At 49.1% G+C, this 13,775-nt stretch carries 9 protein-coding genes; 1 reads left to right on the top strand and 8 read right to left on the bottom strand.

Annotated features, from left to right (window positions below; translation table 11 throughout):
• Window positions 1–31 precede the first annotated feature (31 nt).
• The 8 genes from rpsJ to H6F51_21045 all read right to left on the bottom strand — a co-directional run bounded on the left by rpsJ (window position 32) and on the right by H6F51_21045 (window position 8,486).
• Complete coding sequence (gene rpsJ, locus H6F51_21080) at window positions 32–349, bottom strand: 30S ribosomal protein S10 (protein ID MBD1824965.1); 318 nt, start codon at window positions 347–349, stop codon at window positions 32–34.
• 641 nt (window positions 350–990) lie between these two features.
• A complete protein-coding gene (gene tuf / locus H6F51_21075; GenBank protein ID MBD1824964.1) occupies window positions 991–2,220 on the bottom strand; it encodes an elongation factor Tu in 1,230 nt (409 codons plus the stop codon).
• A gap of 21 nt (window positions 2,221–2,241) precedes the next feature.
• A complete protein-coding gene (fusA, locus tag H6F51_21070) occupies window positions 2,242–4,377 on the bottom strand; it encodes an elongation factor G (protein MBD1824963.1) in 2,136 nt (711 codons plus the stop codon).
• 67 nt (window positions 4,378–4,444) lie between these two features.
• Complete coding sequence (gene rpsG / locus H6F51_21065) at window positions 4,445–4,915, bottom strand: 30S ribosomal protein S7 (protein MBD1824962.1); 471 nt, start codon at window positions 4,913–4,915, stop codon at window positions 4,445–4,447.
• A gap of 190 nt (window positions 4,916–5,105) precedes the next feature.
• Window positions 5,106–5,489, bottom strand: coding sequence for a 30S ribosomal protein S12 (locus H6F51_21060; GenBank protein ID MBD1824961.1), 384 nt, complete (start codon window positions 5,487–5,489; stop codon window positions 5,106–5,108).
• Between the two features lie 132 nt (window positions 5,490–5,621).
• The gene (locus H6F51_21055) at window positions 5,622–5,954 is read right to left on the bottom strand and encodes an iron-sulfur cluster assembly accessory protein (protein MBD1824960.1); all 333 of its coding nucleotides are present in this window, start codon (window positions 5,952–5,954) and stop codon (window positions 5,622–5,624) included.
• A 109-nt stretch (window positions 5,955–6,063) separates the two neighbouring features.
• The gene (locus tag H6F51_21050) at window positions 6,064–6,474 is read right to left on the bottom strand and encodes a phosphomannose isomerase type II C-terminal cupin domain (protein ID MBD1824959.1); all 411 of its coding nucleotides are present in this window, start codon (window positions 6,472–6,474) and stop codon (window positions 6,064–6,066) included.
• A gap of 179 nt (window positions 6,475–6,653) precedes the next feature.
• Complete coding sequence (locus H6F51_21045; GenBank protein ID MBD1824958.1) at window positions 6,654–8,486, bottom strand: phosphodiester glycosidase family protein; 1,833 nt, start codon at window positions 8,484–8,486, stop codon at window positions 6,654–6,656.
• Window positions 8,487–9,109: 623 nt separating this feature from the next.
• Between H6F51_21045 and gltB the strand changes: the two genes are divergently transcribed.
• Window positions 9,110–13,765, top strand: coding sequence for a glutamate synthase large subunit (gene gltB / locus H6F51_21040; protein ID MBD1824957.1), 4,656 nt, complete (start codon window positions 9,110–9,112; stop codon window positions 13,763–13,765).
• The last annotated feature ends 10 nt before the right edge of the window (window positions 13,766–13,775 follow it).

The raw sequence follows: 13,775 nt of genomic DNA, 5'->3' as shown, positions 1-13,775 counted from the left end.
AAAGGATGTGATTTTCTCACATCCTTCTCAATTACAGCTTCACTTCGATATCCACACCCGCCGGAAGATCGAGCTTCATAAGAGCATCGATCGTCTTAGAAGAAGGCTGATAGATATCAATCAAGCGATGGTGCGTCCGAGTTTCAAAATGCTCACGCGAGTCCTTATCAACGTGCGGAGAGCGCAGAACGCAATAGATTTTACGACGAGTCGGAAGCGGAATCGGACCAATTGCGGTCGCATTCGTGCGGTTTGCAGTATCGACGATCTTTTCACAAGATGTATCGAGTAAACGTCGATCGAACGCTTTGAGGCGAATGCGAATTTTTTGCTGTTGAATCGTTGCCATATTGAGTTCCCAAGTTGTCAGTGGTTCAGAGGGATGCGCTCTGTGCGCCAGTCAACTATTGTAGCGCTAAAACCGTTGCACACTCGATCTTCTGAAGAAATCATGTGAACTAACTATCGCTAGCCTTTCGTAGAGGAGCCGTAATGTCTGAGATGATGCTTAATTCAGAACAACTCAAAACCGTTTTGCAAAGTGCGGTGCCTTTGGTTTACGCTTTGCGTGTCCATCGAATCATCTCACGAAAATCGCCAAGAAATCTCTGATCTTCCAGCCGAGAGCATCGAAGACATTGCGATGGAAAGAGCGACAAGGAGGACGAAGCGACTGAGCAAAACTCTTTTCATCAATCATTGCTGTCTTCTGGCTTAATTAAACACATCAAAAAACTTCACTACCGCCAAATTGATCCGCAGCAACTTATCCAAGGTCAGGGTCAGCCACTTTCTGAAACCATTATTGAGGAACGGCGCTAATGGCAGTCCAATGCTTAAGCTAAAAGTAGTTCCCGGTCTTCATCTCTAACACTGTTCGCTTTTTCACTTCGAGTCATCATCTTCGGAAAAGTTGACAGGGCTAAGCTATGCAAATGAAGCCTCCAGCAGAGCAATCCACTGGAGGCTTCACTTCAATTAGTTAAGTGCTTACTTGAGGATTTTCGAGACCACGCCTGCACCAACGGTACGACCGCCTTCACGGATTGCAAAGCGCATTCCTTGTTCGATTGCGATCGGGTTGATCAGTTCCACAGTCATCTTGATCCGGTCTCCAGGCATCACCATTTCAGCTTCGCCGCCTTCGTCGGTTGTGAAGTTGCTGATGGTTCCAGTTACGTCAGTTGTCCGAACGTAGAACTGAGGACGATAGCCAGGGAAGAACGGAGTGTGACGACCGCCTTCTTCTTTCTTCAGAATGTATACTTCAGACTCGAATTGAGTGTGAGGCTTGATCGAACCGGGCTTCGCCAGCACCATGCCACGCTCAATATCGGCCTTTTGAATACCCCGAAGCAAGATACCTGCGTTGTCGCCTGCCATCCCTTCTTCAAGGCTCTTCTTGAACATTTCGATTCCGGTCACAGTACTCTTGCGAGTGTCGCGGATACCAACGAGTTCAACTTCGTCTTGCACTTTGACTTTACCGCGCTCGATCCGACCCGTTGCCACCGTACCCCGACCTGTGATCGAGAATACGTCTTCAACTGCCATCAAGAACGGCTTGTCAACATCGCGCTCAGGAGTTGGGATGTATTCGTCAACCGAATCCATCAGCGCGTAAATGCAGTCAACCCACTCGTTTTCACCCTTCTTGGTCTTGGGGTTAGCAGTCATTGCTTCAACCGCCTGGAGTGCCGAACCTGCGGTGATCGGAATTTCGTCACCGGGAAATTCATACGAATCCAACAGTTCGCGAACTTCGAGTTCAACGAGTTCCAGCAGTTCTTCGTCGTCCACCATGTCTTTCTTGTTCAAGAAGACTACCAGACGAGGAACGCCCACCTGACGAGCCAAGAGGATGTGTTCACGAGTTTGGGGCATCGGGCCATCAGCCGCAGATACAACCAAGATCGCGCCGTCCATCTGAGCCGCACCCGTGATCATGTTTTTCACATAGTCGGCGTGTCCGGGACAGTCAACGTGAGCATAGTGACGGGTTTCAGTTTCGTACTCCACGTGAGCGGTGTTGATTGTGATCCCCCGTGCTTTTTCTTCCGGGGCTGCATCAATGTCTTCGTACTTTCGGGCTGCCGCTTGACCCAGAGCTGAAAGGGTCATCGTGATAGCAGCCGTGAGTGTGGTTTTGCCGTGGTCAACGTGACCGATCGTGCCGATGTTGACGTGGGGTTTAGTCCGTTCAAACTTTGCGCGTGCCATGAATTACAATTCCTCTCCTGATTAAGCGTTCCCTTTGTTTTTCGCAATGATGGTTTCAGCGACGTTCTTAGGTACTTCTTCGTAATGGCTAAATTCCATTGTAAAAGTACCGCGTCCCTGAGTCATCGATCGGATATCCGTAGCATATCCAAACATTTCTGCCAGTGGAACCTTGGTTGTGACCTTGGCAATTCCCCGCTCGACTCCTTGAGCTTCAATCTGCCCACGCTTCGAGATCAGGTTGCCCATGACGCTACCCAGAAAGTCTTCTGGCACTTCAACTTCAACCTTCATCATCGGCTCTAAGAGTACCGGGCTGGCTTTTAATACGCCATCCTTGATCGCCATCGATCCGGCAATCTTAAATGCCATTTCAGAAGAGTCTACATCGTGGTAGGAACCATCGACGAGTGTTGCTTTCACGTCGATGAGCGGGTAACCTGCCAAGATGCCGCTTTCGCAGGCTTCCTTCATGCCCTGTTCAGCAGGTCCAACATATTCTTTAGGAACGGTTCCGCCCACAATCTTCGAGACGAACTCGAATCCGCTACCTGTTTCGCCTGGTTCAAGCTGGATGACAACGTGACCATACTGACCTTTACCACCGCTCTGACGGACAAATTTGCCTTCAGCTTTGACGGCTTTACGAATGGTCTCCCGGTAAGCTACTTGAGGCGCACCGACGTTTGCTTCGACTTTGAACTCGCGGAGCATTCGATCGACCAAGATTTCCAAGTGCAATTCACCCATTCCGGCGATTACAGTTTGGTTAGTTTCTTGATCAATGCTGACACGGAAAGTCGGGTCTTCTTCAGACAATGCCTTGAGCGCTTTCGAGAGTTTCTCCATATCGCCCTTGGTCTTCGGTTCTACTGCAACCGAGATTACAGGCTCAGGAATAAACAGCGATTCAAGAACGATGTTGTCGCCTTCAGGGCAAAGCGTATCGCCTGTCAGAGTATCAGACAGTCCGGGAATTGCTCCCAAGTCGCCCGCTCTGAGTTCGTCTACATCAATTCGATCGTCCGCTTTCAAGACAATCAACCGAGAAACGCGCTCTTTCTTGCCCTTGGACGAGTTATAGATGTAGCTACCTTTCGACAGTACACCAGAGTAAACGCGAACAAAAGTTAAGCGACCGACGAATTTATCCGTCATCACTTTGAAAGCGAGTGCAGCCAGAGGTGCATCATCTTTCGGAGGACGAGCGGCAACGCTGCCATCCGGCAGCGTTCCCTGAATCGGCGGAATGTCGATCGGTGACGGAAGGTAATCCAGCACCGCATCAAGCATTTGCTGAACGCCCTTGTTTTTGAAGGCAGAACCGCAAAGCATCGGCACAAAGAATTCTCCGTCAATTCCCTCGATCGTCCCTTTCCGAATTGCGGCTTTGATTTCTTCTTCGGTGAGTTCTTCACCTGCGAAATACTTCTCAAGCAGCGCTTCATCAGTTTCTGCAACCGATTCGATCAAGTTCGTGCGAAATTCCTCGGCTTTCTCTTTGAGATCTTCGGGAATCTCAGTGACTTCAATTTCGCGACCTAAATCATCCTTGTGGATGTAGGCTTTCATCCGCACAAGGTCAATGATGCCTTTGAACTGATCTTCAGCACCGATCGGGATTTGGATGGGAACCGCTTTTGCTTGCAGACGATCGCGAATCTGATCATAGACTTTGAAGAAGTCCGCACCAGTTCTGTCCATCTTGTTCACGAACACCATGCGGGGAACCTTGTAACGGTTCGCTTGCTTCCACACGGTTTCCGATTGCGGTTGAACGCCACCCACCGAGCAGAATACAGCGATTACACCGTCAAGCACTCGCATTGAGCGTTCAACTTCGATTGTGAAGTCTACGTGCCCAGGCGTGTCAATGATGTTGATCTTATGTTCAAGTTCGCCTTCACCAGGCTGGTTCGGCTTATCAGCATCACGACGAGTCCATTGAGTCGTAATTGCAGCAGCGGTGATCGTAATGCCCCGCTCCCGCTCTTGCTCCATCCAGTCCGTTGTGGCTGTCCCCTCATGCACTTCGCCAATCTTATGGACGATGCCGGAGTAAAATAGAATTCGTTCAGTTGTTGTTGTCTTGCCCGCATCAATATGCGCGGCGATCCCGATGTTTCTGACTCTTTCGAGCGGGACGGTACGAGCCACAGCTACCTCCTTAGCATCTGTGCATGGTTTAAATCACACTACTGCGTCTATTAAGATTTTATACTTTTTAATAGCGATAGTGTGCGAATGCTTTATTAGCTTCTGCCATCCGGTGGGTTTCTTCCCGCTTCCGAATCGCGCTTCCCGTTTCGTTGGCGGCATCCATTAGTTCGCTTGCCAGTTTGGCTGACATCGATTTGCCTGCACGCGCTCGCGAGAACTGGATTAACCATCTCAACGCTAGGGCAATTCCACGATCGCTTCGCACTTCCATCGGTACTTGGTACGTTGCACCACCCACCCGACGCGCTTTCACTTCAACCAAAGGAGTCGCATTCTTGACTGCCCGCTCAAACGTCTCTAGCGGATCAGCACCAGTGCGCTCTCGAATCGTTTCAAACGCATCATAAACAATGCGGGTAGCTAGAGATTTTTTGCCGCTCGCCATAATCCGCCGCACCATCATGGTGACTAGGCGAGAATTATGCACGGAGTCGGGGGGAATGGGACGCTTTTTGATTACGACGCGACGAGACATAATGAGCCTTTAAGAGAAAAGAACAGTAAATGGATTGAGTCAGCAAACCGGGGGCGCGATCGTGGAGTTCAAAAGAGTGTCGTGAGAAGATTCTCTAAAATAGCTTCGATCGCTAACAAACGAACCTCATGGACTCAAGAAATCTGAGCTACGAGGTTCATTTAGCAAATTTATTCTAGCGGCAGATCGCTTACTTTGCTGCTGCCTTCGGACGTTTCGCACCGTACTTGGAGCGACCTTGCTTGCGGTCTTTCACGCCAGCCGTATCGAGGGTTCCGCGAATAATGTGGTAACGAACACCGGGCAGGTCTTTGACCCGACCGCCACGAATCATCACAACCGAGTGTTCTTGAAGATTGTGACCGATACCGGGGATATATGCTGTCACTTCAAAGCCTGAAGTGAGGCGCACCCGCGCAACTTTACGCAGCGCAGAGTTCGGTTTTTTCGGTGTGGTGGTATAGACCCGTGTGCAAACTCCACGACGCTGAGGGCAACTCTTCAGAGCCGGGGATTTGGTTTTCTTTCGAGCTTTGCTGCGCTCACTACGGATGAGTTGCTGGATGGTGGGCATTTTTTAATGTATTGGAGAATGCAGTTTTTCGACTGCTCCGACTTTCAACGATCACTAAACATACCAATAGATCGATTCGGCTGTCAAACAATTGCAGCGCGATCGATCCTTTAGCACGAAAGCTTTCCTATTCTAGCTCTCATCAATCGAGAATGAGACACCACAATCGCAACTTTTTTTAGCGTTAGGATTGTGGAAGCGGAAACTACCGCCCATGAGGTCTTCTGAGAAGTCGATCGTTAAATTCTGAAGATATTGAGTGCTGTGCAGATCGATCACGATTTGAATACCATTGCAGTGATGAACGCGATCGCTGGAATCGAGTTGGTTTTCAAATCTCGTTAGATAAGAGAGTCCTGCACAGCCGCCTGGTTGTATTTGCAGGCGGAAAAAGGCGGAAGGATCAGGATGATGCCTTTGCAAGCGTTGAATCTCTGCGATCGCAGAAGGACTTAATTCGATCATATGAAAAGGCGAAGCGGAACTTTAAATTCATCGTACCGCGATCGTTCAACCCAAAAATAAGATGAGGCGATTCTAGGGAATTGCCTCATCTCAAAGTTAAGTTTAGTCTTTAGTTTGCGCGTGAATAGTCATCTTGGAACCGCACGATGTCATCTTCTCCAAGATACTCACCGTTTTGAACTTCAATCAACACCAGGGGGATGACTCCAGGATTCTCTAGACGATGAGTTGTACACTGAGGTACGTAAGTAGACTGATTGCTGCTGAGGGTGATTTGCTGCTCACCACACTCCACTTTTGCAGTTCCAGAAACGACAATCCAATGCTCGCTGCGGTGGTGGTGCATTTGTAAACTTAGGCGATGTCCGGGCTTAACTTCGATCCGCTTAATTTTGTAGCCGCGACCTTCTTCCAGGATCGTAAACGATCCCCAGGGACGGAGTTCTGTTGCAGCAGTCTTTGCAGCCGTTGGAGACAGCACAAGGGCTGGAGTTTGAGTCTTTTCTTGAGCCTGAGCCACCGTTTCTCTCCTCATAAATACTAGAGTTTCGCGAACTAGATGCGCGGACTCGCGCAAAATCGATTCCCAACCAAAAAGGCTAACAAACTAAATCGGGAGGCGCTTGTATAGAGTGGACAATTTGAGAAGATTTTACGAAGTCTTGATTTGAATCACAAAATCCATGAAGAAGTTGAGCGTTAAGGTTGGAGAAAAACTCCAATTCCGTTGTGAACGCGAGCAGACGATCGAGCGGGTCGATCAAGAATTTGCCCTCCCAAATATAAAGTTGTTGAGCTTCCACCATCCAGATTTAGAGCGTTAATCGCTCCAAGTTGCTGCATAATTTCTGCCATATCGCTTAAGGTTGCACCGAGGCCTGAAATATTATTTTGAGCGGTCACAATCAGAATTCTACCCTCGGCAGTTTGTCCGATCGCACTCCGGGCAGCTCTTTCTTGGATAAACGCTGGGCTGAACTGCTCTAATCGAGCATCAAGAACGCTTTGCCCATTGCGGAGCAGAAGTGGCCCGCCTCCAATCAGGTTGGGCAACGCAGCGAGATCAGTAGGGTTAAAGACGCTTTCGAGTTGAACAGAAGTTGCGGGGATAAAAGCGGCAGCAGCCGTTCGATTTGAGCGAAAAACCAACAGGTATCCGCCGACTGGGATTGGAATGACTGTTCCAACAGTTGCCGCGTTTTGTTGAATACCAATTTGATTATTTTGGACGGGAATAAGAATCTCATTCTCGGTCAGCGTCGCATAGGTGCTTCCCCAGTCACTGGTATATCTCGCAATTCCCGCTTGAATAAATGCAGAATTTAAAGTCGTCAAAGGAAAGCGCTGTCCAGAACCAAAAATAAGGGTTTCCCGAAGCGTTAGGCGATCGAATTGCCAGTTGCCAGCTTCATCCCAACCGACTACACCCCGGCCTAGAATTGCTCCTGAAGCAAACTGATTATTCAGCTTGATTGCTCCTAGAGGAAGCTGATTGATGCGATTAAAGTAACCGCCATTGATTGCAACAGTTGCTGAAGATTGTTGGGCAGTTTGAAAGAGCGGCAAAGTTCCAACTAAGGTTGTTGAATTAGGAAGAATCGGGCGAATGCTAAGTCCGGGTTGGCGGGGATTAAGTTCAAGCCAAACGATCGGAAATTGTCCTGATCGCACTGTTAAATTTTTCTGTCGCCACAGTAGCCCATTTGCCCACAAAACGTCTTTGTTGCTAAGGAAGTTTGAGCCGACATCAATCACAATCCGATTCGGACTGGATGCAGTCGTAATTTGAGGACGCAGCCCGATCGGAATTCCAATTCTGATAATGGTACGGTTTCCGGCAGATTCAACTTTTAGCGATCGGATTCGGCTAGCTGGATTCGGCTTAAATTTTTGCAGTCGAGGCTGATCCGCCTGAGCCTCTAAGGTTAAAACAAGTTCATTTTGCTGTGGATCAGCTTGCCAAGCAGCAGGACGATCAAGCGTGAGGCTAATCCGATCGCCATTGGTTGAAAACGGTGCTTGCTCAATTCCGATTAGATTCGCGATCGCGGTTGAGACCTGTAATGTGTTACCGCTGATCTGAACTTGCCAACCGTTTTTCTGGGCGAATTCAGTAATATCAAGATACCGAACTGGTGGAGCTAATCGAGTGGAAAAGACGGCCTGAGAAAACCATTGAATCGGCTGACGATTGGCATCCGCTGTACTGAGTAGCTCCGCCCCAAATCGTTGGGTAACAACTACATCACTTAAGCCGATTCGGGTTATTCCGTCTAATTGCCATTGGCTCCAGTTCCCATTAAAGGCTTGCCCATTTAGAACAATTTGAGTTCCTTGAGCAAGTAGGGGTGGGGTGCGAGAGGAAGTTGGCGGGCTAAAATTAAGGGGTACCGTTTTACGAGGCAATGCTTGTTTCGTTGAGCTGAAATCGAGTGCTGCAGGCGCATCTGCTAGGGCGGGAAGTGTAATTGTGTCTGCCAGAGACATCGCAAACGCTGCAAGAAAATAGAAGCTAGACCTAACAATAGTCATCTGACACAATTCCACCGGGGCAAAGATAAAAGAATGCGATCGCCGCAGGTCATTTTACTGTACTGACCTCAATTGCGATTCGGGTTTGTAGAACAATACGAGAAGTATCAAGAAATCCTAACTTCTTTTCGATGTCTCGATATTATCAAGACCTGTTGCGGAACGGTTCAAATTAAGTATCGCTAGACAATTAGCCTGGTGTTCAGATTGTGAGCGAAGATTGGGCGGAATGCCGCTACCGAATCTCCGCAGTTTTACAGGCATTGTCAGAGTGCAAAATTTTCTATACTATTCTTATCCCAGGCTTTGTAAAAATTCAGCTAAGCTAGATATCCCTAATTACACACTGAGACTTGCGCATTGAGTACATCAGTATTAAATAAGGGAATCTAAAACCTTGCTGAGCACAGAATGAGCGAAACGGCAAATCGTTTTCTAGATTTGAATTTCGCCATAGAGTTAGCGGTTTTGTCTTCGGGCATTTCTTACGATTATGGAACCGTTTAACGAGCAAAGTTTTCTTGATTGTTGAACATCGCTATTTCTTCATAAATTCTTCAAACTTTCTAGCGCTAACCTTTTCTTAGCCCAGTTTGTCTCCGCTCAACCCTAACCCCCTTGAAATGAATCGAATGAATCCTTCCATGAGTCAAGCTAGTGTTCCGTCAGAGTGTCAAAACCCATCGATCGCTAATGGATATGCAGGTCAGCGTTGGCTAGTTGAAGAACGCGATGCTTGCGGTGTCGGCTTTATTGCAGATCAAAAAGGTCGGGATAGCCACGATCTGATGGCAAAAGCACTGAATGCCTTAGCTTGCTTGGAGCATCGGGGCGGGTGTAGCGCTGATCAAGACTCCGGTGACGGTGCAGGCTTGATGGCTGCAATTCCCTGGGGAATTCTAAATCAATGGGCAAGAGAGCATAGGCTCAACCTTCAACCCAATCAAGTCGGTGTGGGGATGGTGTTTTTGCCGCAAGATGGTGCGATCGCGGTTGTGGTCAAAGGAATCGCTGAGAAGATTATTGCTGAGGAAGGATTAACCCTACTAGGCTGGCGGGTGGTTCCGGTTAAACCCGAAATTCTCGGAATTCAAGCGCGGGAAAATCAGCCCCAGATCGAGCAATTGTTAGTGAAATCTGACACCTTGAGCGGAGAAGAGCTAGAGCGCAAACTTTATCTGACTCGTAAGCAGATTCACCGCATTCTAGCTGAGAAGGCACAGCCAGGATTTGATGAACTCTACGTCTGCTCGTTTTCGACGCGCACGATCGTTTACAAAGGTATGGTGCGATCGGCGGTTTTAGGTGAGTTTTATCAGGATCTACAAAACCCTAGCTATAAGAGTGCATTTGCGCTGTATCACCGTCGTTTCAGTACGAACACGATGCCGAAGTGGCCTTTAGCGCAACCGATGCGTCTTTTAGGACATAACGGTGAAATCAATACACTGCTTGGTAATGTGAATTGGATGAGAGCGCGAGAAGCTGACTTAGCACACGAATTCTGGGGCGATCGCGTGGGTGCGCTGAAACCGACTGTGAACTCCAATAATAGTGATTCCGCTAATTTAGACAACGTGATGGAACTGCTCGTTCGTTCTGGACGTAGCCCGGTTGAAGCGCTGATGATGATGGTTCCAGAGGCGTATAAAAATCAGCCGGAATTGAACGAGCATCCTGAAATTGTTGATTTCTACGAGTATCACAGTGGCATTCAGGAAGCTTGGGATGGTCCTGCACTATTAGCGTTCTGCGATGGGAAAATCGTGGGGGCGACGCTCGATCGCAACGGTTTAAGACCCGCTCGCTATACGATTACTCGCGATGGGTATCTGGTTGTGGCATCTGAGGCAGGTGTAGTTGAGATTCCAGAATCTGAAGTGATTGAGAAAGGGCGGTTAGGCCCTGGTCAAGTGATTGCATTTGATCTTGAATCTCATGAAGTGCTAAAGAACTGGGATATCAAGCAGCGCGTGGCAAATCTCCGCCCCTACGGAGAATGGTTAAAGAACCGGAAAACGCTGCAATCTCAGGAGTTTCTAGAAGCAGCGCAAATGGAACCGCAAGCGCTTCTGACTCATCAGACCGCTTTTGGCTACACCTTAGAAGATGTCGAAATGGTCATTCAAGACATGGCGGCACAAGGCAAAGAGCCGACTTTCTGTATGGGTGATGATATTCCGTTAGCGGTGCTGTCTGAGCGTCCTCACCTGCTGTACGACTACTTTAAGCAGCGCTTTGCTCAGGTAACAAATCCGCCGATCGACCCGCTGCGCGAAAAACTCGTCATGTCCTTGACGATGCAGCTTGGAGAACGCGGTAATCTCCTTGAGACGAAGCCTGAAGGTGCGAATCTATTTGTTCTAGAATCGCCAGTTCTGAGTGAACCGGAGCTTAATCAAGTTCGTCGATCGGGCTTAGAAACCGCAAATCTTTCAACTTTGTTTGAAATTGCCGCAGGCCCCGAAGGGCTGAAAGCTGCGGTCAAGCAACTGTGTGACCAAGCGGCGGAAGCGGTGCGATCGGGTAAAAAGATTTTGGTGCTGAGCGATCGCTTGGGTCAATCTGGCAATATCACCCGATTAAGCGCAGACCAAAGCTACATCCCACCCATGTTGGCAGTGGGAGCGGTTCACCATCATTTGATCCGTCAAGGTTTGCGGATGAAAGCATCGCTGATCGTCGATACCGCTCAGGCTTGGAGTACGCATCACTTTGCTTGCTTGATTGGTTACGGCGCGAGTGCTGTTTGCCCCTACCTGGCATTGGAAACCGTGCGCCAATGGTGGTCAGATTCCAAAACTCAAGGCTTGATGGAGCGCGGCAAGATCAAAGCTGCAAGCTTAACTCAAGTGCAAGCGAACTATCGCAAAGCGATCGAAGACGGTTTGCTCAAAATCCTCTCGAAGATGGGCATTTCCTTGCTGTCGAGCTATCAAGCTGCACAGATCTTTGAAGCGATCGGCATTGGTGGCGATCTGTTGAATTTAGGCTTCTTCGGTACAGCCTCGCGATTGGGTGGACTAACGATCGCAGAACTGGCTCAAGAAATTCTGTCGTTCCACAGTCGCGCTTTCCCAGAGTTGACCACGAAAAAGCTAGAGAACTTCGGCTTCGTGCAATATCGTCCGGGTGGTGAGTATCACATGAACAGCCCGGAACTGGCTAAACATCTGCATCAAGCGGTCAGAACGAACAGTTTTGATCACTACGATCTGTACCAACAGCATTTGGCAAATCGTCCGATCACTGCTTTGCGTGATTTGCTTGACTTCAAGAGCGATCGCGAATCCATTTCGATCAATGAAGTCGAACCCGCAACCGAAATTGTGAAACGCTTCTGTACAGGTGGAATGTCGCTCGGTGCATTGTCGCGAGAAGCGCATGAAGTCTTGGCGATCGCGATGAACCGCTTGGGGGGTCGATCGAACTCTGGCGAAGGTGGAGAAGATCCGGTTCGGTATAAAGTGCTGAATGAAGTTGAAGACGGCACATCCCCGCTCTTGCCGCACCTCAAAGGACTAAAAGCCGGCGATACTGCTAACTCCGCAATCAAGCAGGTTGCGTCTGGTCGCTTTGGTGTTACGCCTGAGTATTTGATGAGCGCAAAGCAAATCGAAATCAAGATGGCTCAGGGTGCGAAGCCCGGTGAAGGCGGACAATTGCCGGGGCCGAAGGTAAGTCCTTACATTGCGTTACTGCGTCGATCGAAGCCCGGAGTCACCCTAATTTCTCCGCCGCCGCACCATGACATTTACTCGATCGAAGATTTGGCTCAACTGATCTTCGACCTGCACCAAATCAATCCTGTGGCTCAAGTCTCAGTCAAATTAGTGGCAGAAGTTGGAATCGGCACGATCGCGGCAGGAGTCGCCAAAGCAAACGCAGATATTATCCAGATTTCTGGTCACGATGGCGGTACAGGTGCTTCACCGTTAAGCTCAATCAAGCACGCGGGTAGTCCCTGGGAACTAGGATTAACCGAAGTTCATCGCGTTTTGATGCAGAACCAACTGCGCGATCGCGTGATTCTGCGGGTTGATGGCGGCATCAAAGCTGGATGGGATATCGTCATGGCAGCACTGATGGGTGGTGAAGAGTTCGGATTTGGCTCGATCGCGATGATTGCAGAAGGCTGCATCATGGCGCGAATCTGCCACACGAACAATTGCCCGGTCGGAGTGGCAAGCCAGAAAGAAGAACTTCGTAAGCGTTTCCCTGGTACACCAGAGCACGTGGTTAATTTCTTTCTGTTCGTGGCGGAAGAAGTCCGATCGCTCTTAGCTCGTCTAGGCTACAAATCCCTGAATGAGATTATTGGACGTGCGGATCTTCTGAAGATGCGCGAGGGTGTCAGCCTGACCAAAACTCAAATGCTGAATCTCGATTGTTTGACTCAGCTACCGGACACTCGCAGCGATCGCACTTGGCTCAATCATGAAACTGTTCATAGCAATGGTGCTGTTCTAGATGATCAAATTCTGAGTGCTGCTGATATTCAAGCGGCGATTCAAAATCAAGGCGACGTTACGAAAGCAGTTGATGTCATCAACACTGATCGGACAGTTGGAACTCGGATTGCGGGTGCGATCGCGAAACAGTACGGTAACTCCGGTTTCAGTGGTCAAATTACTTTGAACTTTACCGGAAGTGTCGGTCAGAGCTTCGGAGCGTTCAATCTCCCTTGTATGACGCTGAACTTAGTCGGTGAAGCGAACGATTACGTGGGTAAAGGAATGCATGGAGGAACGATCGCGATCAAGCCTTCACCTGAGGCAACCTATGCTCCGTCTCAAAACGTGATTATTGGTAACACTTGTCTCTATGGCGCAACAGGTGGACGACTGTTTGCCAATGGGCAAGCTGGAGAGCGGTTTGCTGTCCGAAATTCGATGGCTGAAGCGGTTGTCGAAGGCGTTGGCGACCACTGCTGCGAATACATGACGGGTGGCGTTGTTGTCGTTCTCGGTCGTGCAGGTCGTAACGTAGGTGCAGGGATGACAGGCGGATTGGCTTACTTCTTGGATGAGGATGGTAGCTTCCAAGCGAAAGTGAATCCTGAGATCGTTAAAACTCAGCGAATTGCCGCACCTGCTGGCGAACGGCAGCTTAAAGAACTACTTGAGGCGCACGTTGAGCATACGGGTAGTCCGAAAGCGAAGGCGATTCTGGAAAACTGGTCGGAGTTCTTACCGAAGTTCTGGCAAGTGGTTCCGCCGTCGGAGAAGGATACGCCTGAAGCGAATCCTGATGTAGAAAGGGTTGCAGCTTCGGTTTAGGTCAATTTGG

Source organism: Cyanobacteria bacterium FACHB-DQ100, from assembly GCA_014695195.1.
Lineage (GTDB): Bacteria > Cyanobacteriota > Cyanobacteriia > Leptolyngbyales > Leptolyngbyaceae > Leptolyngbya.
The sequence above is the reverse complement of the archived record's forward strand: the minus strand, read 5'-3'. Positions and strand labels throughout refer to the sequence as shown.

Bases quoted from the DNA above. Each gene is read 5' to 3' on its own strand.
- H6F51_21055 (MBD1824960.1), bottom strand. From the start codon at position 5,954: ATGATCGAATTAAGTCCTTCTGCGATCGCAGAGATTCAACGCTTGCAA.
- H6F51_21060 (MBD1824961.1), bottom strand. From the start codon at position 5,489: ATGCCCACCATCCAGCAACTCATCCGTAGTGAGCGCAGCAAAGCTCGA.
- rpsJ (MBD1824965.1), bottom strand. From the start codon at position 349: ATGGCAACGATTCAACAGCAAAAAATTCGCATTCGCCTCAAAGCGTTC.
- gltB (MBD1824957.1), top strand. From the start codon at position 9,110: ATGAATCGAATGAATCCTTCCATGAGTCAAGCTAGTGTTCCGTCAGAG.
- tuf (MBD1824964.1), bottom strand. From the start codon at position 2,220: ATGGCACGCGCAAAGTTTGAACGGACTAAACCCCACGTCAACATCGGC.
- rpsG (MBD1824962.1), bottom strand. From the start codon at position 4,915: ATGTCTCGTCGCGTCGTAATCAAAAAGCGTCCCATTCCCCCCGACTCC.
- H6F51_21045 (MBD1824958.1), bottom strand. From the start codon at position 8,486: ATGACTATTGTTAGGTCTAGCTTCTATTTTCTTGCAGCGTTTGCGATG.